11 protein-coding genes are annotated in these 15983 nt (G+C 57.1%); 6 read left to right on the top strand and 5 right to left on the bottom strand.

Annotation, left to right across the window (positions count from 1 at the left end; genetic code table 11):
• Nucleotides 1-69: 69 nt before the first annotated feature.
• The 4 genes from BN1012_RS02305 to BN1012_RS02320 are packed head-to-tail and all read right to left on the bottom strand — an operon-like array spanning nucleotide 70 to nucleotide 5428.
• Nucleotides 70-885 (bottom strand): hypothetical protein, encoded by an 816-nt coding sequence (locus BN1012_RS02305; protein ID WP_043948371.1) that lies wholly within the window; start codon nucleotides 883-885, stop codon nucleotides 70-72.
• Complete coding sequence (locus BN1012_RS02310; protein ID WP_052534378.1) at nucleotides 882-2096, bottom strand: restriction endonuclease subunit S; 1215 nt, start codon at nucleotides 2094-2096, stop codon at nucleotides 882-884. The genes BN1012_RS02305 and BN1012_RS02310 overlap by 4 nt, the downstream gene beginning before the upstream one ends.
• On the bottom strand, nucleotides 2093-4195 hold the full coding sequence (locus BN1012_RS02315) for a class I SAM-dependent DNA methyltransferase (RefSeq protein WP_043948372.1): 2103 nt from the start codon (nucleotides 4193-4195) through the stop codon (nucleotides 2093-2095). Before BN1012_RS02315 ends, BN1012_RS02310 begins: the two co-directional genes overlap by 4 nt.
• Nucleotides 4196-4240: 45 nt before the next feature.
• Nucleotides 4241-5428 (bottom strand): tyrosine-type recombinase/integrase, encoded by a 1188-nt coding sequence (locus tag BN1012_RS02320; protein WP_043948373.1) that lies wholly within the window; start codon nucleotides 5426-5428, stop codon nucleotides 4241-4243.
• Between the two features lie 753 nt (nucleotides 5429-6181).
• Here BN1012_RS02320 and BN1012_RS17895 point away from each other — a divergent pair.
• The 5 genes from BN1012_RS17895 (at nucleotide 6182) to BN1012_RS02355 (ending at nucleotide 13680) form a co-directional block, all read left to right on the top strand.
• Nucleotides 6182-6418 (top strand): helix-turn-helix domain-containing protein, encoded by a 237-nt coding sequence (locus BN1012_RS17895; RefSeq protein ID WP_420887295.1) that lies wholly within the window; start codon nucleotides 6182-6184, stop codon nucleotides 6416-6418.
• A gap of 107 nt (nucleotides 6419-6525) precedes the next feature.
• Nucleotides 6526-7026 (top strand): helix-turn-helix domain-containing protein, encoded by a 501-nt coding sequence (locus BN1012_RS02335; RefSeq protein WP_197538331.1) that lies wholly within the window; start codon nucleotides 6526-6528, stop codon nucleotides 7024-7026.
• A gap of 1080 nt (nucleotides 7027-8106) precedes the next feature.
• Nucleotides 8107-10971 carry an AAA family ATPase gene (locus BN1012_RS17755; protein ID WP_052534384.1) on the top strand — a complete coding sequence of 955 codons (2865 nt, stop codon included), beginning with the start codon at nucleotides 8107-8109 and terminating at the stop codon, nucleotides 10969-10971.
• Complete coding sequence (locus BN1012_RS02350) at nucleotides 10968-12314, top strand: McrC family protein (RefSeq protein WP_063958480.1); 1347 nt, start codon at nucleotides 10968-10970, stop codon at nucleotides 12312-12314. The genes BN1012_RS17755 and BN1012_RS02350 overlap by 4 nt, the downstream gene beginning before the upstream one ends.
• Nucleotides 12315-12804: 490 nt before the next feature.
• Nucleotides 12805-13680 (top strand): alpha/beta fold hydrolase, encoded by an 876-nt coding sequence (locus BN1012_RS02355; RefSeq protein ID WP_043948379.1) that lies wholly within the window; start codon nucleotides 12805-12807, stop codon nucleotides 13678-13680.
• Nucleotides 13681-13719: 39 nt separating this feature from the next.
• Here BN1012_RS02355 and BN1012_RS02360 read toward each other — a convergent pair whose 3' ends face one another.
• Nucleotides 13720-14838, bottom strand: a complete 1119-nt coding sequence (locus BN1012_RS02360) for a YeiH family protein (RefSeq protein ID WP_244442932.1) — start codon at nucleotides 14836-14838, stop codon at nucleotides 13720-13722.
• A 212-nt stretch (nucleotides 14839-15050) separates the two neighbouring features.
• On the opposite strand from BN1012_RS02360, the gene BN1012_RS02365 reads away from it, so the two are divergent.
• Entirely contained in the window at nucleotides 15051-15971 is a 921-nt protein-coding gene (locus tag BN1012_RS02365; RefSeq protein ID WP_043948381.1) for a beta-keto acid cleavage family enzyme, read from the top strand.
• Nucleotides 15972-15983: the final 12 nt, after the last annotated feature.

The raw sequence follows: 15983 nt of genomic DNA on the forward strand, positions 1-15983 counted from the left end.
ATGAACGCTCCGACAAATATGGAACCAAATTTGCCGAGCCATACATTGCCTCCTTAAAGGCAGATCACATCAAGTCTGCTCTGATCTGCCTTGCTCAAGGTATTCTCCAACCCCATGAAGCACCTGGTCAATCATTTTGAGGCAATGCTTGATGAAGTCATCACTCATATAGAAGATCCAAGGCTCTCCACCAGTGTTTGACTGCGTAAACCATCCCTCGGGCCAGGCTTCATTCTCAATGCGCTTTCCGAATTTATGGCGCTCTTCCATCGGCCATTCGAAGCCGTTGTGAAACATCTTGTTGCGATAGGCGAACAGCGCTGTAAGTGCCTTGTCACAGTTTGCAGGGAGGAATGGGGCCAGCCCGACCGACGCCGACAGTTGGCCTATCCCTGCCACAAGGTCTTTTCGCCGGACCTTTTTGTCGAACACGAAATGCGGGTCCCAGAAGTCAGTTTCCGACCTGGCACGACGGACGCCTCTGGTGCGGTGATTGTCGTCGTCGTGCTGTTGGCGGGTTCGCAGGCCCGAGAAGATCGAAACGAAAAGCGACTCGACAAATGGCGCCAGCATGCCCACGGCAGACATGCTGTGGGCGGCATCCTGGAACACCGTTCCGTGTAACGTGTCGGCCCAGTGGTTCTCCATATGCATATGGTATTCATCATCGCCGCCCGTGCGATTGCGCATCTGCTCGTTGAGCGCCTCGATATCTTCGATCACCAGTTGTCTCGCCGCGCGGTTCTGGCTCAGCACACCTCTGATGGCGATGAGTTGCGCTTCTAGGTCATACTCTTGGATCAAGAACAACGCCTGATCCAGATTGCTGAGTTCGAAATCTCCAAAGCCTGCGCCTGCCAGGTCGCCATAATCATGATCCGTCATACTGCGATCTCTCCGTTCATCAGGCGTGGGAGGAGGAGATCGCGTGCCTGGGCGAGTTTCTGGTTCTGTTGATCGAGCTTCCTGATGAGTCTTAAGTTCGGCTCCGTCGCTTCGTGGAAGTGATCGAGCAGTGCCTTCGGCGGCAGTAGCACCTCTGCTCGCTCGAAGTCGTCGGAACGCACCGCCGGATAACCCACGCCGGTTGCGTGGTTGATCAAATGACCGACGAAACTGTCTGTGGTGACAAACATATAGAGCCAACTGAACGGCACCAGTGATGCCGAAAGAACCGTGAAGCCAGTCGAGACCACGTCGAGATCATCGGGATCGAGGATCAGCGCATAGGCCCGCAAGTTCGGCCTCACGTTTGACCAGATAACGTCGCCGTCCCTAACCTTTCGGCGCGCGCGGCCCGGTGCCTCAACCGCAGGCATTCGGGTTTTCGAGACGACGCTGCCATGCGCTACCGACGAAATGTCGATGTAGTCGATCTCCTCGGGCAGTTCCTTAGCGCGGTAGCTCTCGCAGTTGTTCTCTGCAATCTTGTCAAGTGTGCGCCGCTCCCAGCCTTCGGGGAGGCCGTCGGTGATTTTGATGTGTTCGTGGCTAGGGAAGCGGAAGTAGACGAACCACTCGCGGTAGAGCATCCTCGCCGCCTCCTCCAACAGCGCGATCCGCCGCCGGTTGGTCTCGATCAGGTCGTCGTAGGCAGAGAGGATTTCGACAATGGCATCTTGAGTGCGAATGTCCGGAAGGGGCAATTCAACGCCCTTGAGCATGGTCAGATTGATGTTCGGCTGCGCGGCCTGACCGCCGAGGCCTTGGAACTTCTGGAAGGTTAAAGGGTTTTTGAAGTAGTAATAGACAAATGCTGGGTGCGCGCACTCGCGTTTGACGCGGACAATTCCGACAGCTTGGTTGGTATTTGCAGGGAGATGCGCAGCGCGCACAAAGCCACAACGGCCAACTTGTGCCCCAGCGATTGTCAAAAGGACGTCATGCTCGTTGAGGATTGAGCGTTTGAGTTTTTCGTGTGTGCTTTCGGAGACGAAGGTAAACCCGGATCGATCAAGCGATGTATCGCCGTTGAGTGCTTCCGCCTTTATGAAGTTCACGCCAGAGTCAGTGAACGGCATGCCGTAGGTAGTTGGTGTGGTCCCTTTTGTGACCACCTCGGCAATATCGCCGATCTTTGCGCTCGCCCAACTCACGCCCCCAACTCCTCAAAGTTCCGGGCGACCCGCGCCGCCAGCGCTTCGGCCTCTTCGTTCAAGCCCTTCAGGTCGATGTGGATCGACCGTAGCGCCTCTTCAAAATCGAAATCTTCGTCCACCTGTTCTGGCGCTACGCCGACATAGCGGCCGGGCGTCAGGCTCCAGTCATGGGCCGCGATCTCCGCTCGATCCACGAGTTTGACCAGCCCCTCCACGTCACGCAGTTCGGCCTTGGGGAAGCGTTCCTGCAACCAGTCGGCCTGCTTCACGAAATATCGCGGGCTCCGCAGCGCTTCCACGGCTTTAGCTCGCGCGCCCTCCAGCGCCTTGCGTGCCTTGTTCACCTCCACATTGCCCCAAAGGTCGGAGTCGCGCGCCTCCAGCTCCTTGATTGCCGTATCGACAGCCCGTCCCGCCAGCTTTGCCGCCAGATCAATCTGCTTGGTCAGATCCCGGCAGCGGTCGGCCATGTCGTGCAGTCCTTCGCGCGCCGCGTTCAACCCGGCATTGTCCAGCGTCACACCGGCCCATGCTTGCGCCCGCGCCACAACTTCCTCCCCGAACAGCTTGATGTCCTCATCCAGCGTCACCCGTGCGGCTGTCAGTTCCGCCCACGTCTCGGCCAGCGGATCCGGCTCGCGTTTTTCGGTCGCGAAAGGTTGCGCCAGATCAACCAGCGTGCCCAACGTCAGCTGATATGCGGCGAGCGGGTCCGCCGTCGCCTCGCCGTCGGCGATGGCTTGCAACAGGTAACGCTCCACCAGCTTCAGGAAACGATCCGTCTGCCCGCGATAGAGCCAGACGATGGCGGCGATGTTTTTTTGCTGCTCGGGGTTGAAGTCACAGATGGCCCGCGAGACCTTGCTGAAAATGTTGCGCGCATCGAGCATCAGCACATGGTCCCGCCGCATCTCGTCGCGCTCCTTCGCCCGGTCGAAGAACCACAGCTGGCAGGGCACGGTGCGGGTGTAGAAGAAGTTGCCGCGGACATCGATCATCACGTCCACGGCGCCGGTCTCGACCAGCTTTTGGCGTACGACTGCCTCGTCCCGCCCGGCGCTGGACGCCTGCGAGGACATGACCACACCGGCGCGTCCGTTGTCGTTCAGATAGCTGTAGAAATAGGACATCCACAGGTAGTTGGCGTTTGAGACCTTCTTGGCTTTGTTGACACCCGGCAGGCCGAAGGGGAGGCGGGCATCGCCCTTCACCTTCTCGGCGTCCACCTCGTCTACGTTGAAGGGCGGGTTGGCCATAACGAAGTCGCACTTGCCGACCAGTTCGTGCGGGTCCTTGTAATAGGTGATCGCTTCGTTCCCGGCCCGGATCGCGCCTTGCAGACCGTGGACGGCGAGGTTGATCTGGGCGAGCTTGGCTGTCGTCTCGTTCTTCTCGTGCCCGTAGAAGGTGACGCGCTTCATCGTGTCCTGCCCTTCTTCCTCGATGAAGTGGCTGGATTGCACGAACATGCCGCCCGAACCGCAGGCGGGGTCAAAGACGATGCCATGGTCCGGCTCGATAACGTTAACGATGGTCTGGACAATGGAAGGCGGCGTGAAGAACTCGCCATTGTCATGCGCGCCCTGCTTCGAGAATTCGGCGAGGAAGTATTCATAGATACGGCCGAAGACGTCGCCCGAAGCGTTGCGCAGCGCCTCGGTATCGAATTTGCGCATCATGCTTTCCAGCAGCGGCTCCTCGAAGCGCTCGTAGTCCTTGGGAAGCTGGCCCGCAAGGGGAGGGAAGTGCGCCTCGACGGCCTCCATCGCCGCGGTGAGCGCCTGGCCGAGTTTGCCATCTTTGGGTCTGTCGAGGATCGCATCGTAGAGCGCTGTCTCTGGCAACATCATCGCCCGGCGGCGTGTAAAGTCCGCTTCAACAAGCGGGCGGTCCGGCATCTTGCCCGCAGCTTTGTCGGCATTGATTGCTGCCAGGACCTCGCGATATCTGTTAGTTGCCTGGCGTAAGAACAGAAGCCCCATGATCGGCATGAAGTATTCGTTGGATGCGAGACCCGAATTAGCCCGCAATTCGTCAGCCACTTTCCAGAGGTCGGCGTCGAATTGTTGGATGTCTTTTAGGTGGTCTGCGGTCACGGGTGGAAACGTCCTTTTGATATTGGGCCGACTATAGGAAAACAGTCAGGCGCTGTTCTTTTTGAATCGCTCGTCCAGTTTGTCCATGGCGGCCGCTATGTGCGCGCCGGACTGGTGGGCGTAGCGTTCCACCATGATCATGGTCTTATGGCCACTGATCCGTTTCACTGTCGGCAGGTCCACCCCGGCCTGCACCAAGTGAGTGATGGCCGTATGCCGCAGCGTGTGGATGACGACTTGTTCGGGGTCAAGGCCTGCGCGTTCAACACATCGCCGGAAGGCCTTTCGGACGTCGGTGGTATGACCTCCTGCGGCGCCAGGTGACGGGAATAGCCAAGGGGTGCCCGGAGGCAGTGTGCCTATGTGTCTGGCGAGGTATGCCGCAAGCGAGGTGGGCATGGGCTGCGTCCGCGCGCCAGCTTTCGCGTTGGGTAGGTAGATGCTGTTTTTTGTGAGATCCACGTTGTCGCGACGGATCGAGAGGATCTCGCTCTTCCGCATGCTGGTCCGGAGACCGATCAAGATAAAGGGATATATCTGGATGTTTTGATCGGCCTTGGATGCTTCGAGCAAGGCATCAGCCTGCTCAGCGGTGAGATAAGTGATGCGCCCATTGTCTTCGGGCAGTCGGTTGATCTTGGCCTGTCGTTTGGAAATCCATCCCCACTCCTCGGCCTTGTGTATCAGGTGCGAGAGTGTGGCCAATTCACGGTTTACCGTCGCGGGTGTGTTGTTTGGCAGTGTCTCGCCGCCCTTCAGTTTCTTGCGGGAGACAATCGGTGTTGATAGCCGTTGCTTCTTGTAGCGTTCCACATCAAAAGTCGAAATCTGCTCGAGAGGCTTGTCGCCAAGAAAAGGCACCAAGGCCATGTCCAGACGTCGTGCCTTGCGGGCAATCTCCTTGCCACCCTCTTCCGTCAGGCGGTCAATATATCGCGGGGCGGCATCGCGCATGGTGAGGCTGATCTTTCGGCCCTTGGGTAGGTTAAGTCGGCCTGCACGGGCGTCCGCACGCAGATTGCTGATGAAGGTCTCGGCAGTAGAACGGGTGACGCCATCGGACTCGCGGCCAAGGCTGCGATGGATACGCTTGCGGTCAACCATAATGTTGACTGAATAGACTCCGTCGCCGTCCGGCAGGCGGCGGAATGTTATTCCGTGCTCGGACAAGCTCTTGCCGGCTTCAAGCGCGCGCATGCGCTGGCGCGTCAGTTTTTGAAATCGTCTGGACATTTCAGAGCTTTCTGCTGTCTGGGGCGGGGCGTAGTGAGCGTAGTCTACGTCTGACGTATCGTTGCCCTACGTAGCGCAGTTGCCTCCCGACAACGGCTTTGTGGCAGTTTATTTGGGAAGTTCGTCAGCGGAGCTTTCACCTGCTGCGATTGCCTGCAGTAGATCCCATTTGTCGCGTAAACGAGGGAGGATGATGTTTTCAATCTCGATACGCCACCTCTTTTGTCCATTGGCTGCGTACTCAATCTCCCAGAACCAAGGGGTCTCGCAGACTGTTCTCCACACAAGCGCCTCCGACGGGGTAAGCAATGAGGGATATTGGAAGACTAGTTTTACTAGTCTGTCAGCTGCATCCGGAGCCCAGAGTCCAGTCTCAAGCTCAACGGCGCGCACAGAATTTGGCGGAACGGTCTCATGATTCAATTCGTCCCATCTCGGATCATCCAGATAGACGGAGTCGAGAGCCTCAGCGACTGCCCACTCAACAAAACTGCTGAGGGTGCGTAGCTGCTTTCTAGATGCAATTTCTGCCAAGTACTTGAGACGTGGATCCAAGCGTATCGTGACAACTTCTGTTCGCTTATTTCCAGCTGACTTTCCCCTCCGGTGCGGCATCTATTAGTCCCAGTGTCAAAAGTTCCCAAACGTATCCAGAAGCATATGCACTACACGTAGTGACTTGCAATACATTTTTGTCGATCATATTCTCCAATCATTCGAAAGTGTTGTCGCGAGGAGCAGAATAAGATGCAGATGGAAGTCGAGAGAATTAGTGTCACGGCATATCCAGACGGTCGGTTGGATACAGAGAATGCATCTCGATACCTGGGCCTTAGCCCAAAAACTCTGGCGATAATGAGGTCGCAGGGAACCGGACCAGCTTTTATAAAGCGAGGCCGGATCTTCTACTTTTTGGACGATTTGCAGAAGTGGATCGAGCTGCAGCCGCGGGTTCGCAGTTGCGCTCAGGCTCGTGTTGTTGGGCTCTGATTTGCCTTTGTTCAGCAAGACAGAGCCGCTCGAAATCTCCGAGCGCTGGATATCATCGGCACCGCGGCTTCAAGACCTATGTTTCGGACGGTCCAAGGGGATAGAGCTTGACTTATAAGCCCCGAAACAAGACGCGCGGACCAAGCAATAGCGAGCATTTCGCAAAAATGTTGCGAAGTACGATGGAAGAACCGGCGTGGCAGGCGCTCAATCCGACCGCACAGGCCTTATATCCTTGGCTAAAGCTCGAGTGGCACGGCCCGCGATACAACAACAACGGCAAGATACGGCTGAGCGTGCGGCAGGCGGCGTCACGTCTAGGAGTGAGCACGAACACAGCAGCGCGGGCTTTCCACGAACTCCAGGCCAAGGGCTTTCTCGTGGTAACCGAAACGGCCTGTCTTGGCATTGCCGGTCACGCAACAAGCCCAGCGTTTGAGCTCACTGAGCTTGCGCTGCCCCATGTAGATAGGGCTGAGGGGCGAAAGCTCTACCGCCTTTGGCGTCCCGGCAATGACCTGCGGATCATTAAGGCTGCCGTTCACAACCCTGCAGGAGACCGCAAAAACAAAAATGCTGTCATCAGCCTTGCTACGTCACGTTGCTAAATTGGATACGTGCGCAAAAAGGTCGTCGCAGCAGTTACTATAGGGCGTGGCAAATATGGCGACGAAAATCAAACTTTTGGTTTGGTAAGCGTCGCAGAATTGCAGACATCCTTATCTAACCACACGAGAGAGCGGGGGAAAGTGCAGACCCTGAGCATTTGTTGGTCACTGGAAAGCTTGTTTGCGCAGGAGATTTCGGAAAATCCCGGAGCATAAAATGGGTGGCTACGGATCAGGAAGACGGTGTGGCCGAGACAAGGTAGAAAGCTGCCGATCGTTGGACGTAAACGACTTGAATCGTGCAGGGTGCCTCAGTCAGGGTTGGCATGGCGGCTGGGAGTGGCGGCGCGATGGAGAACGCACCGCCTGGATCAGCCTGCGATCGGAAGCTGATCGGCTGTGTCTTTCCTATCGAGTCCGGGCACTTGGTGAAGAATGGCAGGACGTGACCCAAATCATTCCGCTGGACTGGCCTTCGTGCCCCTTTGGCGGCTCGCGGCCTTTTTTCTTGTGTCCAGGTCAGAAGCTCGTCCAAGGGTGCAATCGACGCGTTCTGAAACTATACGGTGCCGACCGGCACTTCCTTTGCCGGCATTGCTACGGTCTCACCTACGCGAGCCGTAACGAGGACGAACTCGATCGTGCGATCCGTCGGTCCGACAAGCTGAAAATGAGGCTTGGCGGCGAGCCTGGGATGGTTTCTGGGATCCCAGGCAAGCCCAAGGGCATGCGATGGCACACCTACTGGCGGCTTTACGAGCAGGCTAGCGCGGCAGAGCGCATCGCGGAGCAACATTTTCTTCGTGGCGCGGAAAAGATTCTTGGGCGATCCATTACTCCAGACTGAGTGCGCGGGACCGGTGGTTGTCGTCTCTAGGTGCCATGTGGCACCGCGCCTGAAATTCCCGCACACGGCCTCTGTACCTAGGCTTTAGACTTGTAAGCTGTGACTGCGTTTAAAAGGGGCGGGTCAAAATATCAGCTATTCGGTGTAGCTTGGATGGTCTTCCACATGTCGACCCAACTATTCCTAACGTAGTATTCGTTTGCAGACGCCGGGAAGAGACGCAAGTATTCTGAATGATAAAAGAGCTCGAATTTAAATCATGGCTCGAACAGGGTGGTGCTCAAGCGGAAAAAGGCCGCAGTTCACGCGCATATGCCATCCGAACCATAGAACGGAATCTTGCCGCGCTGGGAATGCCGTATCAGGACCTCGACGAAGCGTGGGAAGCTGATAGGTTCGAAATGCTCCGGGAGCGCCTGGGAGAAATACGGCTGGACGCTCGCGACGGTGGGCAAGAATACCGGATCCTGATGCCGGACTCCGAAAACCCCCTTAACAGGCTCTCCGCCTGGGGGAGTTGGTTGGGTCAGTATGGGCGGTTTCTGGCGGGTGATCCTCCAGGGGCGGTCAAGGATGCTGATCGGATACGACAATATGTCCTCGAGCATTACATCGAGCCCGCACGGGACGAAGGTGGCGACCACGTCGAAGTGCTGGTCCGCGACGTAAACCAGGCTCTTGGCCTCAAGGAGGCATGGCCCAACATCTGCCAGGCGCTTGGCGGCCGCATATTTCAGGACATGGCGCAGGTACCGGAACCCGAACGGATCGGTGCCGACCAAAGCTCAGCCACTGTATTTCGCTTCGATTTGCGGGGGCAACTCATCAACCAATCGGCGCTTGAAAAACTACGCAAGAGGTTCATCGCCCTTTGCCCTGACTTTCAGAGTTTCGTTGAACCTGGAACCGGCTGGGCCAAGAGTGAGAAAGCCTACAAGGCCGCGGCAATCGAGCGGGTCCAATCGGCTCTTGCGGAAGATGTAACCGATGAGATTCTCGGCAAGAACGTCTTTGAGATACTGAAAACAGCTGCCAAGGATGGCCCCCTCGTCCGATGGCAGACCGAGGATGCGATCGCTAAGAGCGCCGCGGCCTTGCTGGCAGAATTCTACGCGATCATCGGTCAACTGGTTCGGTCAAAGCAACCACCAGAGACTGCCCTGAAGACTTCGCATGACTCTCTTGATGCGTTGCGCGCACGTGGTGCTCCGTCGCTCACCTATGGTGAGCGGATCAATATTCTGTCTTCGGCCTTGGCCATGGCGCGACCGAGCGCAATGGCCCCACTCAAAATCACCCGCATAAACGAGGTGTGGGAAGCGTTGACCGGTGAAAAGTTATTTGTGGAAGCCAAGGCAAACATGGCGACGGAGTATCGCCGCCTCGCTGACGGGTTCGCAAGGTTGCTCGAAATCATGCGAGACGATTGGCATTGGGATCCGCAGGATTGGCTCGACATCCAAGGGTTCCTTTGGATCGCTAGTGACAAGACCGCCGCAGCACTGACCGATGAAGACGAGACCGATGACGAGAGTGAACTCCCGGAGAAGCCCATGTCGATTTCACCCGTTAATCTCATTCTTTATGGCCCGCCTGGGACAGGGAAGACATTCTCCACTGCAGCCGATGCGGTGCGCTTGTGCGGTGAATCGGTCCCGGAAAATCGGGCCGAGCTCATGACCACCTATCAACGACTTTTGTCGGCTGGGCGCATCGAGTTTGTCACCTTCCACCAGTCGATGAGCTATGAGGATTTTGTCGAGGGTCAGCAGCCGACTACCGGAACAGAGGGGGGCGAGGGGGCGGAGTCCGCCGGATTCCGGTTGGAGACGGTCCAAGGAATATTCAGACGGATCGCACGGCGCGCCGAGACCAGTCGAGGATCATCTTCGGGAAGCGGCAGTGTCACCTTGGATGGTCGACACGTGTACAAAATGTCAATCGGTCGATGGAACGTTGAAGAAGATGCAAGATTCTTCGAGGAGGCAATTCAGGGTGGCCACACATTGCTGGGTTGGGAAAACATCGACTGGAGTGATGAAAGATACTCTGAACCTTCACAGATACTGGAGACCTGCCGGAAAGAGGGGACGATCTCTGACACGGTCAATGCTCAGTCAGGGCAAGTGTCACAGGTGGACTATTTCCGCAACCGTATGAAAGTCGGAGACTTCATCATCGTCTCTAAGGGAAATTATCTGTTTCGGGCTATCGGACAGGTTACAGGTGAATACGAGTACAGCCCGAGACCTGACACAGAGATGTGCCATCGGCGATCCGTGAATTGGCTTTGGATTGATGAAGAGGGGGTTTCGGTTCGGGAGATATACCAAAACAACTTCATGCAGCAGGCGATCTACCAGCTCAATGTGGATAGCCTCAACACACCTTTGTTTGAGCGATACATGAATGCTAGGCAATCTGAGACACCATCGGCACCAGAGCCATTCGTCCTGATCATCGACGAGATCAACCGGGCAAACATCTCCCAGGTTTTCGGCGAACTCATTACGCTGCTCGAATCCGACAAGCGGCTGAACGAGCCCAACGAACTCAGGGTTCGACTACCATACTCCGGCGATGAGTTCGGGGTGCCGTCCAACCTGCATATCCTTGGCACAATGAACACGGCTGATAGGTCGATTGCGCTTCTCGACACCGCCCTCAGGCGTCGCTTTACATTCCGTGAGATGATGCCTGACCCATCCGTCCTCGAAGAACCTGCGCAGAAGTGCGGGATTGATCTGCCGTTACTTCTCTCCAAGATCAATGAGCGCATCGAGTATCTTTATGATCGCGAACACCAGATTGGTCATGCCTACTTTACCGCGTGTAGCTCCCTTGCCGATGTTGATCATGTTATGCGGCACAAGATCATCCCGCTGCTGGCTGAATATTTCTTTGAGGATTGGGCCAAGGTTGCGGCGGTGCTTGGCGATCTCACGTCTCAAGAGGGCCCAGTCGAAGGCGGCTTCCTCAATCGCTCAACCCTCCAAACACCTCCTGGGTTGGAAGATGGTGACGCGATTCCTCGGTTTCGATGGAAAGTACGGTCGGTGGACGAAGGATTCGATTACGGAAAGCTGGTCGGGGCATGATCCGTCGTACGATCCGTGAGTGGGAGCAAATCAGCTACGGATCTGGCGATGCAGAGATCTCAGAAGCGCATGCAGACCGTCTCGCAGCAGTCGCGCACGCCTCGGTCTTTTCTGGTCGGGGCGGTGAGGGTGTGCTGGAACATGGCCGGAAGGGCTTGCGCGCACGCGGAGTCGTTGGCGTCATTTCGACTCCCGGCTGCCAGCTAGAGATTCTTCCAAAGATCGAGGGTGGAAGCGAGACCAATGTTTCCGACGCGACCCTCCGCGCTCGCCTCATTCACATGCTCGCGGTGACCTACGATCTGCCAATCGAGGTCTCCGCCATGACGCAGCTCGGCTGGCAGCGCGAGACGATACTGGAACTCCTGATACGTTTGTTTTGCGCAAAGCTCACGAATGCGGTCCGCCATGGGATGCCGCGGCAATACCTCGCACGCGAGGAAGACCTGTCGACGCTTCGAGGACGCCTGAACGTAACGCGGCAATTTTCTAGACTTGCAGTCTCACCACAAAAGCTAGCATGCCGTTTCGATGCCCTTTCTCCCGACATCGCACTGAACCGGGTTATGCGGGCTGCGGTCAGCAAGCTTTTGCGCATATCCGGCGAACCGGATAACCAGCGCGCGTTGAGGGAACTGAGTTTCGTCTATGCCGACGTCGCGGATGTTTCTCCGAGTGAGCTTCGGTGGGACCAAATTGTGCTTGATCGTACGAACCGAAGTTGGCGCGATCTTCTTTCCCTGGCCCGTCTCTTCCTCTCGGATAGGCATCAACAAACGAGCGCGGGGGCTATAGAGGGCCATGCCCTGCTCTTCGAGATGAACGTTCTTTTCGAAAAATACATCGAACGGGTCCTTTCGCGGGCGCTCGCTGGCACGAGCTTCCGCGTATCGTCGCAAGGAGGAAACCGGTCTTGTCTTTATGAAGGCGACTTAGGCCTGTTTCGGACGCGCCCAGACATCATCATCCGGCAGGGCGAGGAGGTCGTGCTGATCATCGACACCAAATGGAAACGCATGACCCCGCGTATCGACGACCCGAAGCAAGGTGTCAGTCAAGCGGACGTGTACCAGCTGATGGCGTACGGTAGGCTTTACGACTGTCCTAATGTTGTCTTGCTCTATCCGCATCACGGGGAGTTACCTCCTGATCCGATCTGTCAACGGTATTCAATCGCGACAAACGAAGCGCACGAGAAGCTGATCGTAGCGACCCAGGATCTCACCGGCACGCAACGGAACCACAAGGATGCTCTTCGAAAATTAGTCCGGAATTGCTTGGATCATGAAACCAAACTGAAAGCACACAATAAGCACGGGGAGCAGCTTTTCGATGCGGTTTGAGGAATGTCCGATCATCTCGCCTGGCCAAGTTTGCAGCATCCATTGAACAGCCTTCCGAAACAAATTGAGCGGTTCGTAAGCGACAGCTTTTTAGTTGCGAACTTTTCGCCCTGCAGCGACGCCTCAGCTTCTTGGGCTCCGTGCTTGCACCGCAAGTTGCGCCTTTCAGTGAGGTTGTGGAATTGCTGTGTAATCAAGCTTGGAAGTTCTTAGATTGTTCTGAACTGTCCGGGTGTGTTCGGCGTGTCTGCGAGGACAGAAAGCTGAACCCAATCAACTTGATAGGAACTATTCAGATACCTGGGCGCTAGGCTGCGCCGAGACTGAAAATCGCAGTGTCGGTGGTTCGATCCCGCCCCCGGGCACCATTCCTCATCTTTGTTCCGTATCTTTCCCTTTCGCCACCTGAACGCATGGTCGGCATGTGCCACCCCGTGTCACGCAGCTCGTTTGTGGTAGACAGTGGCGGTCATAAATTTTGGAGACGCTCATGTTCGTTGAGCTGAAAGGTCGCCGCATCTTCTTTGATGTTGATGGTGAAAAACTGGCGCCGGATGGACCGGTCCTGCGCGAAAAACCAACGCTTATCGCGATCCATGGCGCGCCGGGCATTTCCGATCATGCGGCCATGAAACCCTGGTTCAAGGACCTGCGTGACCACATGCAGGTCATCTATCTTGACCTGCCTGGCGCTGGACGCAGCGACGGTTTGCCGGACCCCTCAGACTATTCACTGGAGCACTGGGCGGACGACGTTGCTGACTTCTCCAGGGCCCTGGGCATCGAAAAGCCCTTCGTGCTTGGCATATCCGGTGGCGGCTTCGTCGCCCAGGCCTATGCGATCAAGTATTCGGACGCCACAAGCGGTGTGGTGTTTGCCGGCACCCAGGCCAAAATGAACACCGAGCGTTCGATCGCCGTGTTCAAGCGTCTGGGCGGCGCACCGGCGGAAGAGGCAGCCCGTGCGCTGCTCACCACCGACCTGACACCCGACGCGGTTCAGGCCTTCAACCAACACTGCATGCCGCTTTACTCGCAAACCCCTCAGGACCCCAACGCGGCCGCAAGAATGATCTATCGCGAGGAACTGGCCCGGGCTTTCCACCAGCCCGACACCGGCATCTGGTACACGATGGATCTGCTGACTGATCTCGCCCGTGTCACCTGTCCCGTCCTGGTCCTTGCGGGTGAGGAAGACCCCATCACGCCCATCGAAGATTCTGAAGATATTGTCGCCGCTCTGACATCGGCAGACGTTCAGTTTGCGCGGATGGCAGGATGCGGGCACGCCACATGGCGCGACAAGCAACAGGAGTCCTTTGGCATCATCAAAGAGTTTGTGGCCAGAAACTGGACGAGTGCCTGAAGACGTCAGGGTCGGCCCATCGATGCAAAGCCACGCGGCCTAGGCCAGGAAATAAATCCCGGCGATCACGAAAACAAAGATCCAGCCTGTTTCCACCGCGACCAGACCGATGGGTTTCCACCCGACCGCAAAAACCTGGCGCAGGGATGTTTTCATGCCCAGCGCGGCTATGGCCGTGACAAGAAACCAGCGCGACGCATCTGCCGTCAGGACGCGGATATCTTCGGGGATCGTGCCGGTGCTGTTGACGAGCACAAGAACCGCAAACCCGATCAGGAAATAGGGTATCTGGACGCGCGTCTCGCCCACCGGTCCTTGGGTAGCGCTGACAACGGCGGCGATAATGAAGACAACAGGCAGAAGCATGGCGACGCGCAGCAGTTTCACATAGGTCGCGATTTCTCCCGTCTCATCCGAGATCGTGTAGCCGGCACCCACCACCTGCGCCACGTCGTGGATCGTCCCACCGAGAAAAATACCAGCGGTCGCGTAACTCATGCCAAACGACTCCGCGAAGATTGGATAGATGACCATGGCGACCGTTGAAAACGCGGTCACCAGAACCACCGTGAGAATGGTGTCAGCTTCCAGCCGGGATGACTTGGGCAAGACGGAGGCAATCGCCAGTGCTGCGGATGCCCCGCATATGGCAACAGCACCCCCTGAGAGGACGCCGAAGGTGGGATGCAGCTTCAATGCCCTGGCAAACGCCCAGCCAAGAAAAATCGTGGTCGCAACGCCCCCCAGCACAATGACAACAGGCGCAGTGCCAAGCCCGGCCAGTTGATCAAGGGTGATGCGCACGCCCAGAAGTGCCACACCAATGCGCAGCACGGTGCGTGAGGCGAACTCGATGCCCGCAAGACACCGGCCGTCTTCATGCAGAAAATGGAATGCCATGCCCAGCAGCAGAGCAAACAGCATAACGGGCGCATCATAGCGCGTCGCCAGCCAGGTTGAGGCCAGCCCGATCGTGGCCGCAACAAGCAGACCCGGATAGACCGCATAGATAAGGTCGCCCTTGGGCAGTCTGGCAAACCCGCGCGGCGTTGCCGTTTCCTCTACAAGGACAAGGCCTTCCATGCTGTCGAGAGACTGCAGTTGATCCACGGACAGTGAACGCCCGCCGGTCCTCGTCGTCTTTGTTTTTCGTGCCATGGGCAGCCGATGCACACTGTTCTGCCGCCACCCACTTTGCGGCAAAGCGACGGCATTGAAGATTTTGTATGCAAACGGTATGCGGCAACCTGGCCAAATAGCAATCGGATCATTTGTCTGGCGCTTCATTTGTCTGGCGCTGGTGTGTGTGGTCTCATCTGTCACATCGGGAGTGGCCGTAGGCCCGACGCAGGACCAGCAGGAAGCCAAAATTGACAGAAACCAATGTGGCGGGTTTGCCGCTGATCATCGAAGCCTCCTTGAACGGCTCAACGAGCAAGACAAAAAATCCATCCGTTCCCTATAGCGACGAGGAAATCGTGCGCGATGCGGTGGCGTGCATGGAAGCCGGTGCTGCTTTGATTCATAATCATACGCAGGAGCCGATCATTGGCGGCACCGGTGTTCTGGACCCGGAGCAATATGCACGGCCGTGGCGTGAGCTACTCAAAATTCGCGGTGACGCCATCCTCACACCCACCATGCCGGTGGGGCAGGAGGGTGTCTCTGTTGAGACCCGCTACGCCCATGTGGAACACATGGCCAACGAAGGCCTGCTCGCTCAGGGGCTGTGTGACCCGGGCACATTCAATGCATCGGTGATGGGGGAGGATGGTCTGTTTGCGCCCAGCACCTATCTCTACCGCAACGACATGCGCGACTCGCGCTACTACGTGGAGACCTGTCGCCGTCTCAATATCGGTCTCAGCATCTCGATATTCGAGCCCGGCTTCCTGAAGTTCATTCTGGCCTATGACCGGGCCGGAAAAATGCCGCCAGGCGGCATGCTGAAATTCTACTTCGGCGCAATGGACCTGCCATTCGGCCTGCCGCCCTCAGCTGTGAGCCTTGACGCCTATCTGGGCATGATGGGGGAGTGCACCCTGCCGTGGCTGGTCTCCAGCTTTGGCGATGATTGTGTCGGCTGCGGCCTTGCCGAAGAAGCCATCAAACGCGGCGGGCATGTGCAGGTTGGTCTTGAGCCCTATGACGGCGACCGTTGCCCGACCAATGTCGAGCTGGTGGAAGAAGTGGTCGCGGTGGCCAAACGCTATGACCGCCCCATCGCGACGCCTGAGCAGGCGGCGAAAATCCTGAACCTGCCAACCCACCCGGTCGCCTATGCCCCCTAGTAGCTAACAGGC

Source organism: Candidatus Phaeomarinobacter ectocarpi (assembly GCF_000689395.1).
Lineage (GTDB): Bacteria > Pseudomonadota > Alphaproteobacteria > CGMCC-115125 > CGMCC-115125 > Pyruvatibacter > Pyruvatibacter ectocarpi.